Below are 18,154 nucleotides of genomic sequence, written 5' to 3'. Positions count from 1 at the left end.
GCTCGTCAATCCAGCCCTTACTCGCCCGGCCCCTTACACGCCACGATCTGCTCCTTCGTGTATGTCGTCCAGTCGGGGATCGAGATCGAGACCGGCCATTCGGGGCTGAGCGACGGGTCGGCGGCGGCTTTCAGCTTGGCCTTGCCTTCGTCGGTGGCGTTGTCCCACAGCTGCGGATCGACCAGCACGGTCTGCTGTGCCGGCTTCTTGCCGTCGAGGATCTGCAGCGCCAGCGTCACGCCCGCACCGCCGATCGAGCCGGGGTTGGTGACGGCCGCGCCGACGAGACCCTTGACCGAGCTGAGCTGGCCGACAAAGCCGGCATTGTCGGCACCGACCACCGGCACCAGCGGCGCCTGCGATTCCACCAGCGCGTCGACGATGACGTTGTCGATGCCTGACGTCCAGATGCCGTTGAACGGCGTTCCCGTCGACAGGAAGGAGAGGATCTGCTGCTTGGCCTGGTCCTGCTGCCAGCCGGTGAAGACTTCCTGCGCGACCTTCACGTCGGGGAATTCGGCCAGCGCCTTCTTGAAGCCTTTGTCGCGATCAGAGTCGGCGGAAGCGCCGGCGGCGCCGCGCATATAAAACACCTCGCCCTTGCCGCCCATCTGGCCGAACAGCCATTTGGCGCCGAGATAGGCATACTGCTCCTGGTTGTTGGAGATGATGTAGGCCGACGGTTCGGTGACCGCCTGGTCGACGGCGACGACGACGATGCCAGCCTTGGTGGCTTCCTCGAGGCCCGCCTTGATGCCGGCCGGATCGGCGGGGTTGACGACGATGGCGTCGACCTTGGCGCTGATCAGGTTGCGGATGTCCTCGAGCTGGCCGGCGGCATCGGTGTTGCGGTGGGCGATGTTGAGTTTTGCGACCTCGCCGGAAGCGAGCGCCTGCGCCTTCATGGCGCACACCATCTCCTCGCGCCAGCCATTGCCCTGGACGGTGTTGGAGATGCCGATCGTGTATTTGCCGGCGGCGGCCGAGACGCCAACCGAGGCCAGCAAGGCAGCGCCCGCAAGTAGTGGAATGGTGGGCAACGGGACCATGGTCAGGATTTTCTTCATTTCAGACTTCCTCCACATTGTTTTTCAGTTTCAGTTCCAAGTCGTTGAACCGTGTCGCTCAGAAAGAGATTCAGGCGGCTCAACTCGTTGTTCTTTCCGCATGCCGTTGCCGACATGTTTTCCCTGGGCATGTCGTTGCCCCAAAACCGCTGGGCACTTTTGGGCGACATGCTCTTCTCCTCACTTGACGAACGGACGCAGCACGTCGCGGGCGAGCAGAAAACCCCGCTTCACCTGATCGTCGCTGCCTTCAAATCGCCTGTCCTCGTGTTCGATGATGACCGACCCGTCATAGCCGGCGCGGTAGAGGCCCGAGAAGAAGCCGCTCCAGTCGACATCGCCCAGCCCCGGCATGCGCGGCACCTGCCAGCCTATCCCGGCCGAGAGGATTCCGCGCTGGTACAAACCATCACGATCAATCATCAAATCCTTGGCGTGGACATGCAGCATGTAGGGGCCGAATTCCCTGATAAAGCGGGCCTGGTCGATCATCTGCCAGACCAGATGCGAGGGGTCGAAATTCATGCCGACCTCGCCGCCCCAGGCTTCCAGGATGCGGCGCCAGACCTGCGGCGAATAGGCGATGTTGTGCCCGCCCGGCCACTCGTCATAGCTGAAGATCATCGGGCAGTTCTCGAAGGCAAGCTTGATGCCGTGGCCGCGTGCAAAAGCGACGATTTCGGGCCAGACTTTCAGCGCGTCCTGCCAGTTGACGTCGACGGTCTTCGAGGCATCGCCGCCGCAGAAAGTGTTGACCACGGGCACGCCCATATTGGCGGCCAGCGCGATCACCTTCTTCAGATGGCCGATGACCGCTTGGCGGTGCGCGGCATCGGGATGCAGCGGGTTGGGGTAGTAGCCGAGGCCGGAAACGGTGAGGCTCTTTTCCGCCAGCGAGGCGACGATTTCCTTGGCCTGCGCGGGCGATGTCGAGGCAGCATCGATGTGGCTGGTGCCGGCATAGCGTCGGGTCGCACCGGATGTTTTCGGCCAACAGGCGATTTCCAGCGCCTCGAAGCCGGCCTGATGTGCCCATCCGGCGACATCGGCAAGCGGCGTCTCCGCGAATGGTGCGGTGAGCAGTCCAAGTTTCATAGTGCCTCCCTAGAGCGCTTCATCGTTTCACGCTGAACCGCTCTATCCCTTTGTTTTTTGCGCAATTCCGGACGGAAAACCGTTTCACACTTTTCCTGGAATTGCTTTTGTCGTGTCTTCACGGCCATGCCTATAATGCCGATTGCTTGGATCGCTTCAACCTCGCGACCTCATCCTGTTCGAGACTGTGCCTGATAGCCGCCATCGGATCGTCCGAAAGCAGTTCATCAAGCGCCGATGTGACGGCCGCGCGAAATGTCTCGTTCGCGGCAAGGCCGGGATCGAAAATCGTGTCTGTGGCCAGGATGCCTGAAGCCAACGCTGGCGCATCGTGGCCGGTCGCGTCGGCGATGTCGGCGACCTTACCGGCATAGGGGTCCGATACCGGCCAGCGTTTGCCGAAGCGATCCGAGGCCTGGATGAGATAGGCCATCCAGCCGGCGACGGGCACCGACAGCAGGCCGATGGTCTGGCCCAAGGCGAGGCGGTCGCGGATTGGGTTGAGCAGGCGCTGGACGATCTTTTGCGAGCCATCGGTGGCGATCTGGTGGTTGCGGTGGCGGATCGCGGTGTTCTTCAGCCGGCCAAGGCTCTGCTCGACATAAGCGAGAGGCAGGACACCGGGCACCGGCATCAATGTCGGCAGCGTTTCCTCGGTCAGCATGCGCCTGATGAAAGCGGACAGCAGCGGGTCGGCGATGGTATCGAAAGTGTATTCGAGGCCGGCCAGCACGCCGAGCGTGGCGAGCGTCGTCTGCGCGCCATTCAGCACCCGCATCTTGAGATGCTCGAACGGCGTTACATCGTCGACGAAGGTCGCACCGACCAGGTCCCAGCGCGGCACGCGGCCGGCGAATTTCTGCTCGATCACCCACTGCCGGAATGGCTCGCAGACGGCAACGGCACCATCGCGGTAGCCGAACCATTGCTCGACGCTGTCGAGGTCATCTTGCGTCACCGCCGGTGCGATGCGGTCGACCATGGCGGAGGGGAAGGCGGTGTTGGCTGATATCCAGTCGGCCAGACCGTTGCCACGCCGTTCGGCAATGGTGCGCACGACATTTTCCAAGATGACGCCATTGGTCGGGATGTTGTCGCAGGAGAGCAGCGTCATCGACCGGCCATGCGTGGCGCGGCGCAGTTCCAGCGCCCGCGCGAGTATGCCCGGGATGCTGCGCGGCGTCTCGGGATTGGCGAGGTCGTGGACGACGTCGGGATGGCCGAGATCAAGCGCGCCGCTCGATGGGATGTGGCAGTAGCCTTTTTCGGTCACCGTCATCGTCACCAGTTCGATGTCGGGCGAGGCGAGCACCTCGAGCGCCGGGTCCGCACTCTCCTGACTGTCGACAACCTTGACGATGCTGCCGATGACGCGGGCTTCGACATGGCTGTTCTCGCGGATCAGCCTTGTATAGAGGCCGCTCTGCCGGCCGAGCGTGCCGGCAAGGCGGGGCGGGCGGATGTTGATGCCGACCACGCCCCAGCGGTCGAACTGCAGCGACAGCAGATCGTCGGTGTATTCGGCCTGATGGCAGCGGTGGAACGCGCCGACGCCGAGATGCGCCATGCCAGGGGCGAGGGATGCGCGGTCATAGGCCGGTGTCTGGACCGACGCAGGCAAGCGGTCGAGCAGCGTCGGGCCAAGTGTCTCGGGCGAAACGTTCACCGGTTCGCTCCGATCACCGACTGCTCCTGGTCGATCACCGTGCCGGTCATCGGGCCGGCCGCGTCGGAGAGCAGGAAGACGGCGAGGTTGGCGATGTCGTTCGGCGTCAGCAGCCTGCCGAACGGCTGCGCGGCGTTGGCGGCGTCTAGCCAACCCGGGCCATTTCCTAGCGTCTCGGCTTGCATGACGCGTTCGGCCGGGGTGTCGGTCCAGCCGACATTGATGCCGTTGACGCGGATGCGGTCGAAGCGGTGGGCGTTGGCGGCGTTCTTGGTCAGCGTCGCCAGTGCGCCCTTGGTGGCGGAATAGACGGCAAGCTCGGGCGAGCCGCAATGGGCGTTGATCGACAGGATGTTGACGATAGCGCCGCCCTGGCCGCGCTTCTTCATGTCGGCGATCGCGGCCTGCATCAGGAAGAACGGCGCGCGCGCGTTGACGGCGAACAGCGAGGCCCAGTCATCGAGGCTGGCATCGAGGAAGGAGGCGCGGTCGGTCAGGCCGGCGGCGTTGACGAGGCCATCGATACGGCCGAAGCGCTCGATGCAGGCTTGCGCGAGGAGGGCAGGGGTTTGCGGGTCTCCAAGGTCAGCGGCGACGAAGATGGTCGGCGTGCCGGTGGCGGAAAGCTCTGCCGCCACGGCGTCGCCGCGTTTGCCATCGCGTCCGGTGATCAGCAGCCCGCCGGCGCCGGCACGCGCCAGCGTCTCGGCGATGGCGCGGCCGATGCCTTGTGTCGCACCGGTGACCAGCACGACCTTGCCTTGGAGATGAAGCTCCATTCCTCCTCCCGGAACAAAGTTTCTATTTTTCAAAATATGGAACGGCAATTCCCGATAGTCAATTGTGCCAGCATCCCCTTATGTGCCGCGCCGTGCCGCGACGCCTTGGACCAGCGCCATGCCGACCGCCAGCGACGCCGCCAGCGAGCGGAAGCCGGCAAAGTCGGATTCCACCACCTCCAGCCAGCTGTCCGACAACCGGATGAGCGGGCTGAAGGTGCTGTCGGTGATGGTGACGATGCCGGCCTTGCGCTCATGCGCCACGGCGACGAGGTCGGGCGTGATCGAATTGTAGGGGCTGAAGGAGACGGCCAGCACCGCGTCGCGCGCGCCAATGCAGCCGACCTGGTCGAGCGCCGACGAGCCGACATTGTCGACCAGCACATTGCGCACGCCTTGCTGCGACAGCGTCAGCGACAGATAGGTGGTGACCGGGAAGGCGCGCTTGGAGCCGATGACATAGATCAGGTCGGCGGCGGCCAGCAGGGTCACCATCTTCTCGAAACTCTCGACGTCGAAGCCGGCCTCGATGCGGCCAAGGGAGGCCTGGGAGGCGCCGACCATGCCGTGCAGGAAATGCAGATTTGCGTTGGGTTCGGCTTCGGTCCGTTCTTGGCCACGTCCTTCCGGCCACGAACCCTTGACGTGCTCCTTGAACAGGCCCTGGAAATCGGAAAAGCCGGAATAGCCGAAGATCTGGGCAAAGCGCACCAGCGTCGAAGGTTGCACGCCTGCCTGCGCCGCCACCTGGGCGATGGTGCCGAGCGCGACGTCGCTCGGATGCTGCCACATGAAGATCGCCACCTGCCGCAGCCGCTTGGGGAAATGCACGGTGCCCGACGACAGCACCGCGCGCAGCTCCTCATAGGTCTGCGGCTGGATATAGCCCAACGCGGCAAGAGAGCGCCCACGCTTGCGCGTCGCCGCCTCGTCGGCACTGGATCGCCCGGATGATTTGCCCGCCCCACTCATGATCTCAGGCTAGCGCGGCACGATCGTATTACAATATGGAAATTGGAAATTGTGTTCGAAAGTGGTAGGCCCTCACCGTCGTCATCCTAGAGCGAAGCTCCGTTGCGGAGACCCTAGGATCCATGCCGCGACGATTGCCGAGGAGTGCAGCGGAAGAAGATTCTGCACCGTCGCAACGCCTTGAAGTCGCGGCATGGATCCTGGGGTCTGCGCCGCGTCGCTACGCTCCTTGCTCCGCCCCAGGATGACGAAATGACAGGTGGAGGAGAAAACATGGTCTATGCAACATCGGACGGATCGGCGGGCAAGCGCCTGCGGGTCGGCATGGTCGGCGGCGGGCGCAATGCCTTTATCGGCGCGGTGCATCGCCTCGCCATGCGCCTTGACGACCAGATCGTGCTGGTCGCCGGCGCGCTGTCGTCGGACCCGGAGAACGCCGCCGCTTCGGCCGCCGAAATCGGCATCGCGCCCGAGCGCAGCTATGCCGACTATCGCGTGATGGCGCAGACCGAAGCCGTGCGGCCTGATGGCATCGAGGCGGTCGTCATCGTCACGCCCAACCATCTGCACGCACCGATCGCCACAGCCTTCCTCGAAGCCGGCATCGACGTGATCTGCGACAAGCCGCTGTCGACGACGCTTGATGACGCCAAGGCGCTGGTGGCGCTGGCGCGCGCCAAAAAACGCCGCTTCGTCGTCACGCTCAACAACACCGGCTACGCGATGGTGCGCCAGGCGCGCGAGATGGTGGCGGCGGGTGAACTCGGGCGGATCGTGTCGGTGCATGGCGCCTATATCCAGGACTGGCTGACCAAGCCGATTGACGCCGAGGGCCAGAAGCAGGCGGAGTGGCGCACCGATCCGGCCAGGGCCGGGCAGTCGGCGGTGCTGGCCGATATCGGCGTGCATGCCTTCAATCTGGCGAGCTACATTTCGGGCTGCGAGGCCGAGGCGGTGTCGGCGGATCTGTTCACCGCCGTGCCTGGGCGCCGGCTCGACGACAATGCGCATGTGATGGTGCGCTGGACGGGCGGGGCGCGCGGCACGATCCTGGCCAGCCAGACGTCGCCCGGCCACTACAATGATCTCTCCGTGCGCATCTATGGCGACAAGGCTGGCCTCGAATGGTCGGGCGGTCGGCCGGAGGAACTGCGCTTTTCCCGATATGGCGAGGAAACCCGCACCCTGGTGCGCGGCGGCCATGGCTCGACGGCAGAAAGCCAGCGCGTATCGCGAATGCCGGCGGCGCATCCGGAAGGCTATATCGAGGCCTTCGCCAATTTCTACCGCGACGCCGCCGATATCATTCGCGCGCATCGGTCCGGTGGCGTGGTTGATGTAGCGCGCGCGGCGCAGGTGCCGGATGTTGTCGATGGTGCGCGAGGGGTGAAGTTTGTCGCGGCGGCGGTGGAGTCGAACGCGGCCGGCGGGGCGTGGACGGCGGCGCGGTTTGGGTGAGGACAGCGGATCCCATCCTTGTCCGGAGATCACTCAACACCCAGTTGCTCTGCCAAATCCAATAGCATCGGACGCTGTCCGACAAGGATCTTGACCTCGGCCTCTGACAGGCTGAACCAGCCGGCCCTGTCGACCTCCGGAAATTCCTTCATCGACCCCGACCGCGGTGGCCATTCCATCGTAAAATTGTTGCTCTTGATCGTGGCGACGTCGATCTCGGCATGCGTCTCAACGGACCATGCGATGACGATCTTGCCGCCTGGCTGCTTGTAATCGCCGAGGCGCGTGAAGGAGCCGTCGACTGTGATGCCGAGTTCTTCCCCGGTCTCGCGTCGTGCGGCCGACAGCTCGTCCTCGTTCTCGTGGACGAGGCCTTTCGGGATCGACCAGGCGCCATCGTCCTTCTTTGCCCAGAACGGGCCGCCGGGATGAACCAGAAGCACCCTGAGTTCGCCATCGCTTCGACGATAAATCAGCAGGCCCGCACTGCGTTTTGCCATGATTGCATGTCCGTTTGCGGCGCTGGTGCGAAGTCGGCTGATTCTGCAGGGATCATGGGTGGCGAACTTGCACCGGGTAATTGCGACGCTATGTCAGATGCATCTGCATTGCACCTCACCCGCGAGTTAGGCAATCTGGTAGCATCGTTTCTGGGGCGGCGTCGAGAATCAGATGGGGCGTCCGGAATGCAACTGGGTCTGATCGGCTACTACAGCGATTTCGTGGTCTATCCGCTGGTGATCGCCCTCTTGGGGGTAGCCGGGCTGATCGAGGCCGGGGAAGAGAGCGCGCCGGAATGGATCGGCATGGTGCTGATCTGTCTCGGCCTGTGGACATTGATCGAATACGTCCTGCACCGCTTCGTCCTGCATCACGTTCCCTACATCAGGGACCTGCACGACCGTCACCATGTCGAGGAGCGCAGTCCGGTCGGCACGCCGACCTGGCTCAGTCTCGGCGTGCATGCGTTGATCGCACTGCCCGTCTGGTTGATCTCGGATTTCGCGACCGCCAGCGCGGTCGGCTGCGGGCTGATGCTGGGCTATCTCTGGTACATCAGTGTCCACCACATGATCCACCACTGGCATCCCACCCATCCCAGCTATCTCTACACGCTCAAGCGCCGCCACGCAGTGCACCACCATATCGACGACAACGCCAATTTCGGCGTGACGTCGCTGTTGTGGGACCGGGTTTTCGGCACGGCGCGGCTTTGAGGGCAGTAGGGTAGTAGGCAGTAGGCAGTAGGCAGTAGGCAGTAGGCAGTAGGCAGTAGGCAGTAGGCAGTAGGCAGTAGGACGGTCGTCAGCGCCGCTTGCCGCGGCCCGTGGGGGACTTGGCGCCGCGAGGTCCTGTTTGAACCGGTGTGTTGTGCTGGTTTTCTTCGGAGAGTTTGCGCCAGCGGGCAAGACGCTCGGGATCGAGCGTGCCGGCCTTGATGGCAGCCTGCACCGCGCAGCCCGGTTCGTGCACATGCGTGCAGTCGCGGAATTTGCACAATGGGGCAAGTTCGGTGATCTCGGCAAACAGCGTGTCGATGCCATAGCCGACGTCGCTGACCTGTAGCGTGCGCATGCCCGGCGTGTCGATCACCCAGCCGCCGCCGGCAATCGCATGCAGCGACCGCGCCGTGGTGGTGTGGCGTCCCTTGGCATCGTGTTCGCGAATGGCTCCGGTCTGCTGCGGCGAGTGCTGCGCCGATCCCGCCAGCGTGTTGACCAGCGTCGATTTGCCGACACCGGAGGAGCCGATCAGCGCCACCGTCTGCCCCGCGCCGCACCAGGCGGCGAGTGCTGTCGCGGCATCCGATGTGCGCGGGTTCAGCGTCACCACGGCCAGGCCGCGCTGCAGCGCGGCGGCCTGGCTTTGGTAGGTCTCGGCGTCTTCTGCCGTGTCGGCCTTGGTCAGCAGCATCACGGGTGTCGTTCCGGCCTCGTTGGCCAGCGCCAGATAGCGCTCGAGCCGGGCGATGTTGAAGTCGGCATTGCAGGAGGTGACGATGAACAGCGTATCGACATTGGCGGCGGCCAGCTGCGGCACCCGGCCACCCTGGGTGCGGCGCTCCAGCACCGTCTTGCGGGTCAGGCGGCGCTTCACAAGCTGGTCATGCGGCTCGACCAGCACCCAGTCGCCGACGGCGTAGTCGCCGGTGTTGGCATTCGCCGGCAGCGTCAGATCTACCTGCCCCGCCTGCGACAGGCCGGCCAAGCGGTCACGGTGGACCATGGCGATGCGCGTCGGGATGAGGCTTGCCTCGCCCGACTCGAGCTGATCGGCGAAGAACTCCGACCAGCCAAGGCTGGCAAGAGATAGTGACGGGGCGGGGGAGGAGGCCGTCAAGGCTTCGACCAAGGGTACGGCGTCGCAGGCATTGGACAGTATCCCCGGCAAGATGGGAGAGGCGCGGACCTCTCGGGATGGCAATCCGCCGAAGCCGCTGTATGGGCGGCGTGACGGGATTTGGCAAGCGTTGCCGGCGACGACACCTTCGGCCGTTGGAAGGTGGAACGGTGTGGAATCCAGCGCCCGCCGGGTGTCAGCGGCGTGGCGGTTTCGCGCGAAGCCGGCAACTTTCGCGCGCTGAGCCTGTCTGTCGTGATCTCATTGAACAGACTGGATGAGCCACAGGAGAGCCAGAAGGTTGGCGAGCGATGTACCGGCCGGGCCGAAGGTTTTCATTCGATCATCGATCGTGGTGCCTATGACGGCATCCCCAGCCTGCACGAGGATCATTGTCCAGGCGATGGCTTCAAGCCATTCCGTCGAACCTGTAAAAAGTGGCACGACGCTTGCGACCACCAAAGCCGCGCTGCGTGCACAGGCGTACGATGCGACTGTCCGGGCGTTGCCGGTTCCGTTCATGACGGCAGCTACGGAGAAACCGAGACTGACAATTGCGCTGAGAGCTGTGACCAACACGCAAACGATGAAAGGTGCGAACATCGGGTTCCAAGGCCTGTGGCGACTACACCTTACTTGAATAGCCAGTGTGCGGAGATCAAGATTTCTCACGGGCTGCCGCCCGTCGGTTACCATGCTGGCGCGGGCACTTTCGGGTGACCAATCGCGCCAAGCGCGCTCACAGTTCCTTTTCCGCCAGTTCCCTGAATTCGTCGGGCACGGAGCGCGCCGCTTCGAGCGCCACCGTGCCGTAGCCGACGGCCTGTTTGCCGAAGCGCTCGCGGATCTTGTCGATGGCGCGGTCGGCGCCGAAGCGGGCGAGGCCTTTTCTGCTGCCCGGCCGGCGCTTCTCGTCGGCGAGGCCAAGCGGCAGGTCGAGCTGCAGCTCGGCGCTCTCCTCCAGATGCGAAACCGAGATGGCCAGCAGCGAGATCGTCTTTTCGTGGCGGTGGTCGGCGAGCACGCCGTGCACCAGGTCCTGCGCGATTTCGGCCAGCATGGTGGTCGCCGAGATCGGCTGGTCCAGCGTGATCGAGCGGGTGACGGCGCTGAGATCGGCAAAGCGCACGCGCACCGTCACCGTGCGGCCGGGTCGCGCCTTGGCGCGCAGCCGGCTGGCGACACGGTCGGCCAGATGCAGCAGTGTCGGCACGATGACATCAGCCACGGCCGGCTTCTGGCCAAGTGCCGATTGCGCACCGGCCGAGTGCGCGCGGCGCTTGGTCTCCAGTTTCCGCGGGTCGCGGTTCCATGACAGGGCGGCGAGCTTTTCGCCGGCGGCGAGGCCGAGCAGCCTGGTCAGCGCGCCGCTATGGGTCCTTGCCAGCTCGCCGATGGTCTCGACGCCGATCTCCGCCAGCCGCGCCTTGGTCGCCGGGCCGACGCCCCACATCAGGCCGACCGGCAAATCGTGCAGGAAGGCCAGCTCGGTGCCGGGATCGACCACCACCAGCCCGTCGGGCTTGGCGACCTGCGAGGCGATCTTGGCCAAATGCTTGGTGCGGGCCACACCGATCGAGATGGGGAGGCCGAGTTCGGCCCGCACGCGGCGGCGGATCGCCGTGGCGATGTCTTGCGGGGAGCCGAAGAGATGCGTGCAGCCGGCGACATCGGCAAAGGCCTCGTCGATGGAAATGCGCTCGACCACCGGCGTGAAATCATCGAGCACCTTGATCGCCGCGTCGCCCAGCCGCTGGTAGTGGCTGAAATTGCCGCCGACGAAGATCAGCTGCGGGCAAAGCTCGCGCGCCTTGCGCCCCGGCATGCCGCCACGCACGCCAAAGGCGCGCGCTTCATAGGAGGCAGCCAGCACCACGCCGCCGCCAACGGCGATCGGCTTGCCGCGCAGCGACGGGTCAAGCAGCTGCTCGACCGAGGCATAAAACGCGTCGAGATCGGCATGCAGGATGGTGGCTGTCGTTTCCATCCCGACCGCTCATCCGCAGTTGCTGATAGATGCGAACAGATAGAGAACAAAAGGTGATTGCTGTCAAGGGAAACCGATTACCTGTGTCTCCCGGCCGCAGTCCTGAGTGGAACGGGAGGCGGCGGCTAAACTATATGTTCCGCCCGCAGCGCCGCTTTCATCCGTTCCAGTGCCGGCTCGCCGCCGGCCGCCAGTTCGTCGGCGATGCGGGCGAGCTTGTCGTCCGCCTTGCGGTGCTTGCTGCCCCAGGCGCCGAGCGTGGCCAGCACCGGCAAAAGGTCGATGCCGGCCTCGGTCAGCCGGTAGATCGCTTTCAGCCCGTGGCTCGGGTCGTCGCTGCGGGTGAGGATGCCTTCGTCCTGCAGCGTCTGCAGGCGCTCGGCCAGCGTGCGCGAGGAGATGCCTTCATCGGACTGCAGGAACTCGCGAAAGTGCTTTTTCCCGGCGAAGGTCAGGTCGCGGATGATGAGCAGCGTCCAGCGGTCGCCGAGCAGTTCCAGCGACAGATTGATCGGGCAGCCGGATCTTTCGCGCGTCGACATCTCTATGGTTCCATTTTTAAATCACTTTACTATTGACATCATTATCTGCATGCGTCAAATGGTTCCAAAAGTAAATCATTTGCCGGCCATGATGGCTGGGTTTCGCAGAGGAGGACGACATGAACCAGCAAGCGATCGAGAACGATGCCGCCATCGCACCGCGAACCATCGTGGTTGTCGGCGCCACCAACGAGGTCGGCATGGAAGTCGCTTCCGTGCTGGCCGGGCAGGGGCACGCGGTGCGCGGCGTGGCGCGTAGCCTGGGCGTTGCGCTCGACAATGCGGATGCGTTGAAGGCTGCCTTCTCCGGCGCCGACAGCGCCTATGTGATGATCCCGTTCGACGTCACCGCGCCGGATCTCCATCGCTTCGAGGACGAGGTCGGCGAGCGGCTGGCAACAGCGATCGCGCATTCAGGCGTGCGCCGCGTCGTGCTGCTCAGCGGCCTCAACGCCCATCTCAGGATGGGAACCTCGCTCGGTGCCGCGTTGATGGAGGAACGGCTGGAAGTGCTCGGGCTCGACGAGCTGGTGTTCCTGCGCGCCTCGTTCTTCATGGAGAATTTTGCCAAGGGCATGGCCTTTGTCCAGCAAGCCGCTTCCGGCGTCTTCGCCACGCCGTTCCGCGGCGATCTGCCGATGCCGCTGATTGCGGCCGGCGATGTCGGGCAGCGCGCCGCCGCCTTGCTGGGCGCTGCCCGGTTCCCCACCGAGCGGGTCGTCGAACTGCATGGCGGCGGCTACTACACCTTCGAACAAGCCACCGCGATCCTTGGCAAGGCGGTCGGCAGGCAAGTGGCCTATCATGCCGCCGCCTTCGCCGATGCCCGCGCCGGCATGATCGCCAACGGAATGTCGGCGAGCTTTGTCGATGCGCTCGGCGAAACGGCGGCGAGCTTCAACAAGGGCGAGCGCTGTGCGCTGGAGGCGCCGTCGGTCCGCAGCGCCACGCCGACCAGTTTCGAGAGCTGGGCGCAAGCCTTCGCCCGCTCGCAAAGCGCGGCATGAGCCTTTCCGCATAGAATCCGAAAACGAGGCGAACGCCATGAAAAAGCTTATTCTTCAGATGCAGATGTCGATCGACGGCTTTGTCGGTGCCAATGAAGACCATCCCTGGCAGCTCTGGGAATGGGGCGACGACATCCGCTGGGACGAGGAGTTGAAGCGCGATTTCAACACTGTCTTCGCCGGCATCGACACGATCCTGCTCAGCCGCAAGATGGCCGAGGAGGGTTATCTCAGCCATTGGGGCCATGCGGCGAAGAAGTATCCGACCGATCCATTCTATGCCTTCGCCCAGCGCATCGTGGAGGCGCGGAAAGTGGTGCCGAGTGATAGGCTAAAAACCTCGCGCTGGGAGCACACGAGGGTGGTGAGCGGCGACCTGCCGCGTGAGGTCGCCGCGCTGAAGGTGGGCGAGGGCGGCGACATGGCCGTCTTCGGCGGCGCCGGCTTTGCCTCGGCGCTGATCGCGGCCGGGCTGGTCGACGAATTCCAGCTGTTCATCAACCCGGCGGTGCTGGGCGCTGGCCGCCGCATCTTCGACCAGGGCGGTTTCGCCAAGCTGCTTCTGCTCGGCTCGAAGGCCTATGCCTGCGGCATGGTGGTCAACCGCTACGCGCCGGCGAGGTGACTGCAGGCGCAGCGAAGAAATTTCACCGAAAACCTGTTTGGGCAGAATCCTTTGACCGCATCTGTTCGTCTTCAAGGTGCGGTTGCCGGTGTGGCCGCCGAAGCAATCCCAGACGGAGAGACAAGACGATGATCCTGGTGACGGGCGCCACGGGCCTGAACGGCAAAGCGATCATGCGCGAGTTCGCGCGGCAGAAGCATGAGGTGAGGGCGCTGGTTCGCGATGCGGACCGGGCGTCTATGGCAGGGCTCGGCGGCCTTGCCGGTGTCGAACTGGTCGAGGGCGACATGCGCCGGGCGCAAACGCTTGGCGCCGCGCTCGACGGCATCGACCGCGTGCTGATGATTTCGACCGCCGCTGAAGACATGACGGAAACGCAGTGTCGTTTCGTCGATGCCTGCAGGCAGGCCGGTGTCGCGCATGTGATAAAATTCTCCGGTGCCGAATCCAACATCGGCTATGATGCGACGAAATTCCGCTTCACCCGCATGCATGAGGAGGTCGAGCGCTATCTTGAAGCGGCTGGCGTGGCCTGGACGCATCTGCGCCCTAGCCAGTTCATGCAGGTCTACCTGCGCGACGCACCGACCATTGCCGCCGAGGGCGCGTTCTATCTCGCGCTCGGCGAGACCGAACTGTCGCCGGTCGATGTCGAGGATATCGCCAAGGTGGCCTTCCGGCTGCTGCGCGACGGTGGCCATGAGGGCGAGAGCCTGGATATGACCGGGCCGCAGGCGCTGACGATGAGCGATATAGCGGCGCTGATATCGCAGGCGATCGGCAAGCCGGTCCGCTATGTCAATGTCAGCCCCGATGAGCGGCGGCGCAACCTGCTGGCCAGCGGCATTCCGGCCATCTTCGCCGATGCGCTGGACGAGCAACTGGCCGAGCGGCTGCGGCGGCCGAAATCGCGGGTGCATCTGGCGACGCACGAGATGTTCGGCGTGCGGCCAACGCCGTTCGTCGAATTCGCCCGGCGCCATGCGGCGATGTTTGGCGGTACGGCCTGAGCTGCGCTGCCGCGAAAAAAACCATGCAGCAGCGTATCTTTTTTGTCCGCCCGTCCGTCCTTGGCTTTGGAAGGTCGCACCGTCCGCGATCCGTAACCCCAGGAGACCATCATGGCGAGCATCGAGAGCGAGGCAAACAGGAACCACTATGCGGCGATCGTCGCCAATGCCGGCAAGTTCAACAGCCCACAGGCAATGATCGATTTCAACGACACCAGCTGGACGGCGCTGACCGGCGAACCCGGCGGTGTCGACTATATCGAGGTCGATGCCGGCGGCGTGCCGGCGCTATGGGTCGTGCCGAAGGGCGCCGACGAGGAGAGGGCGCTGCTCTACGCGCATGGCGGCGGTTTCCTTGGCGGTTCGATGTACACGCACCGCAAGCTGGTCGGCCATCTGGCCAAGGCCGTCGGCTGCCGGGCATTGGTCTATAACTATCCACTGGCGCACCAGGCCAAGCATCCGGCCCAGCTCGAGGCGGCGATGGCGGCCTGGAACTGGCTCGTCGACCAGGGTTTTGACACAAAAGCGATCGCGCTTGCCGGCGATTCCTGCGGCGCGGTGCTGAGCTATGGCGTGCTGCAGCGGCTGCGTGCCCAGGGCCGGCCGCTGCCGGCAGCCACGCTGATCATTTCCGGCTGGTTCGACATGGCGCTGACCGGCGCCAGTTACGAGACCAACCGCGAGAAGGATCCAGGCTTCGCAAGGGAGTCCGTCGACTGGCTGGTGACCAATTTTATCGGCGACCGCGACCGGCTCGATCCGGAGGTCAGCGCGCTCTATGCCGACCTCTCCGGCTTTCCGCCGGTCTTCCTGCAGGCCGGCGCCGACGAGACGCTGGTCGACGAAAGCCGCATGTTCGCCGAGCGCGCCGACCGAGCTGGCGTCGAGACGCGGCTCGACGTCTTCGACGGCATGCTGCACTCCTTCCAGATGATGGCCGGCAAGGCGCCGGAGGCCGATGACGCGATCGGCCGTTTCGCCGCCTGGGTGCGGCCGAAGCTTGGGTTGGCAGATGCCGGCAACGTCGCTGGTAACAAGGCGGCGTGACCATGCGGCGGCTGATCGTGTCGAGCTTCGTCTCGCTGGACGGTGTCATCGAAGGGCCGATGGACTGGGCGTCGCCCTTCTTCGACGCGCAGAACCAGGTGCATGCCTTGCAGGCGCTTGCCGGTGTCGACTACTTCCTGCTCGGCCGCGTAACCTACGAGATGTTCTCGGCGCGCTGGCCCGACATCAAGGGCCCGTATATGGACCGCATCAACGGCCTGAAGAAGCTGGTTGCCTCGACGACGCTGAAGATGGTGGGCTGGAATGCCACGTTGCTTGACGGCGACGTTGCGCAAGCGCTCGCCGCGATCAAGCGCCAACCGGGCGGCGACATACTGAAATACGGGGTGTCGCAGCTCGACCGCACGCTGCTATCCTCGGGGCTCGTCGACGAGTATCATCTGTCGATCGTGCCGACCTGGGTGGGGCACGGTAAGCGTGCCTTCGACGATGTCGGTTCCATCAACCTTGATCTTGTCGGCACGCATCGTTTCGACAACGGCGTGGTGACCCTGACCTATGTGCCGCGATGAATCAGCAGATCCGTAAATCTCGCGAAGCGAGGCAAGGTTTTGAGCCGCGCCTCGACCCCGAAGGCCTGTTCGACCTGCGCTACAGGGCGTTCCTGGAGACGGTCTCGCATCTGCGTGTCCGCCTCCACCGCTATTGCGCGCGCATGACCGGCTCTGCCCTCGACGGCGAGGACATCATGCAGGAGGCGTTGTTCGAGGCCTATCGCAAGATCGGATTGCTCGACGACGCCCAGGCGCTGCGGCCATGGCTGTTCCGCATCGCCCATAACAGGTGCATCGACTTCATCCGCACCCGCCGCACGCGGCTCAAGGCCGAAGCAGGCTATGCCAGCGATGAGATCGTGCTGCCGGTCGAGCCCGCCGGCCCAGGCGCCGGCCGCGCCATCGAGCGGCTGGTGGTGCACCTGCCGCCGAAAGAGCGCGCCTGCGTGCTGCTCAAGGATGTCTTCGACTATTCGCTGGACGAGATCGCCGACCTGGTCGGCTCGACATCAGGCGGCGTCAAGTCGGCGCTCAATCGCGGCCGCGCCAAGCTCGCCGCTCTGCCGGTGCAACCGGTCGCGGCGGCCGCGCACGATCCTGAGCTTGAGCGCCTGCTCGGCCGCTATGTCGAGCTCTTCAATGCCAGGGATTGGGACGGGGTGCGGGCGCTGACCAGCGCCGATGCCCGGTTGCGGGTTTCGGACTGCTACAATGGCCTGCTCTCCCGCTCGCCCTATTTCGTCGAGTATGAGCGCGGCGAGCCCTGGCGCATGCGGCCGGACGTGGTCGAAGGTGAGGACGTGCTGGTTGTCGACAGGCGGCAAAACGAGGTCTGGCGGCCGGCCTATCTCGTGCGGGTACATGCGCAGGGCGGCGTCATCGACCGCATCGCCGACTATTATGCGTGTCCGTGGATCCTGGACATGGTCGTCGCCGATGGGTGATGGACTTATCTGGCTGCGCCCTATTTCAGCGAGTCCGCGGCCGCCAGAATGATATTGGCCACTTCGCGCGGTTATTTGGCGAGGAAATCGGTGATGAGCTTGACCGTGGCGTCCGGATTTTCTTCCATGATCCAGTGGCCGGAGGCGGGCACGATGGCTCCCGTCACGTCCGCCGCGACGAAGCGCAGGGTGTCGGCCTGTGTCGTGCCCGCCGATTTCTCCGCGCCGGCGGCGAGCACCGGCATGGCCAGTTTGCCGCCGGTGGAAAGCATCGCCTGGTTGTCGATGGCGTCCTGGTCGAATGCCTTGAACTGTTCGAAGGCGTCATGCATGGCATGCGGCCGTGCATAGAGTTTTGCGTAGTGGACGCGCGTCGCCTCGTCGATCTTCTTCGGGTCGGCCGACAGTTCGTTGTAGAAGCGGTCGAGGTAGATGCGCTCGCGGCCCGCGACCAGCCGCTCCATGTCGGGGCCGCGGAAGTTGAAGTGCCAGAGCAGCGGGCTTTGCTTGATCTTGTCCCAGTCGCCTATGCCCGGCAGCGGTGCGTCGATGACAACCCATTTCGTGATGCGCTTGGGATATTGCGCGGCCAGTGCATAGCCGACCATGTTGCCGATGTCGTGTGTCACCAGGTCGGCCTTGTCGATCTTCAGCGCATCCATCACGCCGGCGATGTCGGCCGCCTGGTTCTTCTTGGCGTAGCCGCTGTCCGGATGAGCCGACAGGCCCATGCCGCGCAGGTCCGGCACGATCACAGTGTGATCCTTCATCAGCTTTACCGCGGCCGGCGCCCACATGTCGCCGGTATCGGCGAAGCCGTGCAGCAGCACGACCGCGGGTCCTTGTCCGCCGACGCGCACATAAAGCTTGGTGCCGTTGGTCTCGATCGACTGCGTCTTGAAGCCGGTCGGAAACGGGGTCACGCGCGCGGCGGCCGGAGCGGCGAGTGACAGCAGACCAAGCACGATGACCAAAGGACGAAACATGATGCACTACCCCCAAGCTTTTATTCTGCCACCGCCATATCGCGGTCTTTTCGACTATGGCACCATGCCCTTGATTTCGTCAGGCACCGGTCGCCTGATTGTGAATTCGGG

At 64.5% G+C, this 18,154-nt stretch carries 20 protein-coding genes; 8 read left to right on the top strand and 12 right to left on the bottom strand.

Annotation, left to right across the window (positions count from 1 at the left end):
• Positions 1-17 precede the first annotated feature (17 nt).
• The 6 genes from AC1D05_RS21180 to AC1D05_RS21155 all read right to left on the bottom strand — a co-directional run bounded on the left by AC1D05_RS21180 (position 18) and on the right by AC1D05_RS21155 (position 5,579).
• Positions 18-1,067, bottom strand: coding sequence for an ABC transporter substrate-binding protein (locus tag AC1D05_RS21180; protein WP_477443665.1), 1,050 nt, complete (start codon positions 1,065-1,067; stop codon positions 18-20).
• Entirely contained in the window at positions 1,064-1,237 is a 174-nt protein-coding gene (locus AC1D05_RS21175; RefSeq protein WP_477443663.1) for a hypothetical protein, read from the bottom strand. The genes AC1D05_RS21180 and AC1D05_RS21175 overlap by 4 nt, the downstream gene beginning before the upstream one ends.
• A 10-nt stretch (positions 1,238-1,247) precedes the next feature.
• On the bottom strand, positions 1,248-2,162 hold the full coding sequence (locus AC1D05_RS21170) for a sugar phosphate isomerase/epimerase family protein (RefSeq protein WP_477443661.1): 915 nt from the start codon (positions 2,160-2,162) through the stop codon (positions 1,248-1,250).
• Positions 2,163-2,292: 130 nt separating this feature from the next.
• Positions 2,293-3,828 (bottom strand): mannitol dehydrogenase family protein, encoded by a 1,536-nt coding sequence (locus AC1D05_RS21165; protein ID WP_477443660.1) that lies wholly within the window; start codon positions 3,826-3,828, stop codon positions 2,293-2,295.
• Positions 3,825-4,607 (bottom strand): SDR family oxidoreductase, encoded by a 783-nt coding sequence (locus AC1D05_RS21160; protein WP_477443658.1) that lies wholly within the window; start codon positions 4,605-4,607, stop codon positions 3,825-3,827. Before AC1D05_RS21160 ends, AC1D05_RS21165 begins: the two co-directional genes overlap by 4 nt.
• Before the next feature lie 78 nt (positions 4,608-4,685).
• Positions 4,686-5,579 carry a MurR/RpiR family transcriptional regulator gene (locus AC1D05_RS21155; RefSeq protein ID WP_477443656.1) on the bottom strand — a complete coding sequence of 298 codons (894 nt, stop codon included), beginning with the start codon at positions 5,577-5,579 and terminating at the stop codon, positions 4,686-4,688.
• A gap of 273 nt (positions 5,580-5,852) precedes the next feature.
• Between AC1D05_RS21155 and AC1D05_RS21150 the strand changes: the two genes are divergently transcribed.
• Positions 5,853-7,037, top strand: coding sequence for a Gfo/Idh/MocA family protein (locus tag AC1D05_RS21150; protein ID WP_477443654.1), 1,185 nt, complete (start codon positions 5,853-5,855; stop codon positions 7,035-7,037).
• A 29-nt stretch (positions 7,038-7,066) separates the two neighbouring features.
• Here AC1D05_RS21150 and AC1D05_RS21145 read toward each other — a convergent pair whose 3' ends face one another.
• Positions 7,067-7,537 carry an NUDIX hydrolase gene (locus AC1D05_RS21145; protein ID WP_477443653.1) on the bottom strand — a complete coding sequence of 157 codons (471 nt, stop codon included), beginning with the start codon at positions 7,535-7,537 and terminating at the stop codon, positions 7,067-7,069.
• A gap of 186 nt (positions 7,538-7,723) precedes the next feature.
• Between AC1D05_RS21145 and AC1D05_RS21140 the strand changes: the two genes are divergently transcribed.
• Positions 7,724-8,254, top strand: a complete 531-nt coding sequence (locus AC1D05_RS21140) for a sterol desaturase family protein (RefSeq protein ID WP_477443651.1) — start codon at positions 7,724-7,726, stop codon at positions 8,252-8,254.
• An 88-nt stretch (positions 8,255-8,342) separates the two neighbouring features.
• On the opposite strand, the gene rsgA is transcribed toward AC1D05_RS21140, so the two are convergent.
• From rsgA to AC1D05_RS21120, 4 genes are all read right to left on the bottom strand, one after another.
• Positions 8,343-9,389, bottom strand: a complete 1,047-nt coding sequence (gene rsgA, locus AC1D05_RS21135) for a ribosome small subunit-dependent GTPase A (protein ID WP_477443649.1) — start codon at positions 9,387-9,389, stop codon at positions 8,343-8,345.
• 249 nt (positions 9,390-9,638) lie between these two features.
• Entirely contained in the window at positions 9,639-9,980 is a 342-nt protein-coding gene (locus tag AC1D05_RS21130; RefSeq protein ID WP_477443647.1) for a hypothetical protein, read from the bottom strand.
• A 136-nt stretch (positions 9,981-10,116) separates the two neighbouring features.
• Positions 10,117-11,364, bottom strand: coding sequence for a DNA polymerase IV (gene dinB, locus AC1D05_RS21125; protein WP_477443645.1), 1,248 nt, complete (start codon positions 11,362-11,364; stop codon positions 10,117-10,119).
• 125 nt (positions 11,365-11,489) lie between these two features.
• On the bottom strand, positions 11,490-11,906 hold the full coding sequence (locus tag AC1D05_RS21120) for a winged helix-turn-helix transcriptional regulator (protein ID WP_477443643.1): 417 nt from the start codon (positions 11,904-11,906) through the stop codon (positions 11,490-11,492).
• Between the two features lie 119 nt (positions 11,907-12,025).
• On the opposite strand from AC1D05_RS21120, the gene AC1D05_RS21115 reads away from it, so the two are divergent.
• The 6 genes from AC1D05_RS21115 to AC1D05_RS21090 all read left to right on the top strand — a co-directional run bounded on the left by AC1D05_RS21115 (position 12,026) and on the right by AC1D05_RS21090 (position 17,057).
• Entirely contained in the window at positions 12,026-12,913 is an 888-nt protein-coding gene (locus AC1D05_RS21115; RefSeq protein WP_477443641.1) for an NmrA family NAD(P)-binding protein, read from the top strand.
• A 37-nt stretch (positions 12,914-12,950) separates the two neighbouring features.
• The gene (locus AC1D05_RS21110; protein ID WP_477443639.1) at positions 12,951-13,538 is read left to right on the top strand and encodes a dihydrofolate reductase family protein; all 588 of its coding nucleotides are present in this window, start codon (positions 12,951-12,953) and stop codon (positions 13,536-13,538) included.
• A 128-nt stretch (positions 13,539-13,666) separates the two neighbouring features.
• The gene (locus AC1D05_RS21105) at positions 13,667-14,548 is read left to right on the top strand and encodes an SDR family oxidoreductase (RefSeq protein ID WP_477443638.1); all 882 of its coding nucleotides are present in this window, start codon (positions 13,667-13,669) and stop codon (positions 14,546-14,548) included.
• Between the two features lie 111 nt (positions 14,549-14,659).
• Positions 14,660-15,598 (top strand): alpha/beta hydrolase, encoded by a 939-nt coding sequence (locus AC1D05_RS21100; RefSeq protein ID WP_477443635.1) that lies wholly within the window; start codon positions 14,660-14,662, stop codon positions 15,596-15,598.
• Between the two features lie 2 nt (positions 15,599-15,600).
• Positions 15,601-16,131 carry a dihydrofolate reductase family protein gene (locus AC1D05_RS21095; protein WP_477443632.1) on the top strand — a complete coding sequence of 177 codons (531 nt, stop codon included), beginning with the start codon at positions 15,601-15,603 and terminating at the stop codon, positions 16,129-16,131.
• The gene (locus AC1D05_RS21090; protein ID WP_477443630.1) at positions 16,128-17,057 is read left to right on the top strand and encodes a sigma-70 family RNA polymerase sigma factor; all 930 of its coding nucleotides are present in this window, start codon (positions 16,128-16,130) and stop codon (positions 17,055-17,057) included. Before AC1D05_RS21095 ends, AC1D05_RS21090 begins: the two co-directional genes overlap by 4 nt.
• A 71-nt stretch (positions 17,058-17,128) precedes the next feature.
• Here AC1D05_RS21090 and AC1D05_RS21085 read toward each other — a convergent pair whose 3' ends face one another.
• Complete coding sequence (locus AC1D05_RS21085; RefSeq protein ID WP_477443628.1) at positions 17,129-18,043, bottom strand: alpha/beta fold hydrolase; 915 nt, start codon at positions 18,041-18,043, stop codon at positions 17,129-17,131.
• Between the last annotated feature and the right edge of the window lie 111 nt (positions 18,044-18,154).

It is taken from the genome of Mesorhizobium sp. P2_E9, assembly GCF_056403815.1.
This window is presented reverse-complemented; position numbering and strand designations above follow the sequence as displayed.

Coding starts and splice junctions, on each gene's coding strand:
- AC1D05_RS21120 (WP_477443643.1), bottom strand. CDS start 11,906: ATGTCGACGCGCGAAAGATCCGGCTGCCCGATCAATCTGTCGCTGGAA.
- AC1D05_RS21140 (WP_477443651.1), top strand. CDS start 7,724: ATGCAACTGGGTCTGATCGGCTACTACAGCGATTTCGTGGTCTATCCG.
- AC1D05_RS21085 (WP_477443628.1), bottom strand. CDS start 18,043: ATGTTTCGTCCTTTGGTCATCGTGCTTGGTCTGCTGTCACTCGCCGCT.
- AC1D05_RS21155 (WP_477443656.1), bottom strand. CDS start 5,579: ATGAGTGGGGCGGGCAAATCATCCGGGCGATCCAGTGCCGACGAGGCG.
- AC1D05_RS21130 (WP_477443647.1), bottom strand. CDS start 9,980: ATGTTCGCACCTTTCATCGTTTGCGTGTTGGTCACAGCTCTCAGCGCA.
- AC1D05_RS21115 (WP_477443641.1), top strand. CDS start 12,026: ATGAACCAGCAAGCGATCGAGAACGATGCCGCCATCGCACCGCGAACC.
- AC1D05_RS21150 (WP_477443654.1), top strand. CDS start 5,853: ATGGTCTATGCAACATCGGACGGATCGGCGGGCAAGCGCCTGCGGGTC.
- AC1D05_RS21100 (WP_477443635.1), top strand. CDS start 14,660: ATGGCGAGCATCGAGAGCGAGGCAAACAGGAACCACTATGCGGCGATC.
- AC1D05_RS21170 (WP_477443661.1), bottom strand. CDS start 2,162: ATGAAACTTGGACTGCTCACCGCACCATTCGCGGAGACGCCGCTTGCC.
- dinB (WP_477443645.1), bottom strand. CDS start 11,364: ATGGAAACGACAGCCACCATCCTGCATGCCGATCTCGACGCGTTTTAT.
- AC1D05_RS21180 (WP_477443665.1), bottom strand. CDS start 1,067: ATGAAGAAAATCCTGACCATGGTCCCGTTGCCCACCATTCCACTACTT.
- AC1D05_RS21095 (WP_477443632.1), top strand. CDS start 15,601: ATGCGGCGGCTGATCGTGTCGAGCTTCGTCTCGCTGGACGGTGTCATC.
- AC1D05_RS21105 (WP_477443638.1), top strand. CDS start 13,667: ATGATCCTGGTGACGGGCGCCACGGGCCTGAACGGCAAAGCGATCATG.
- AC1D05_RS21145 (WP_477443653.1), bottom strand. CDS start 7,537: ATGGCAAAACGCAGTGCGGGCCTGCTGATTTATCGTCGAAGCGATGGC.
- AC1D05_RS21160 (WP_477443658.1), bottom strand. CDS start 4,607: ATGGAGCTTCATCTCCAAGGCAAGGTCGTGCTGGTCACCGGTGCGACA.
- AC1D05_RS21175 (WP_477443663.1), bottom strand. CDS start 1,237: ATGTCGCCCAAAAGTGCCCAGCGGTTTTGGGGCAACGACATGCCCAGG.
- AC1D05_RS21090 (WP_477443630.1), top strand. CDS start 16,128: ATGAATCAGCAGATCCGTAAATCTCGCGAAGCGAGGCAAGGTTTTGAG.
- AC1D05_RS21110 (WP_477443639.1), top strand. CDS start 12,951: ATGAAAAAGCTTATTCTTCAGATGCAGATGTCGATCGACGGCTTTGTC.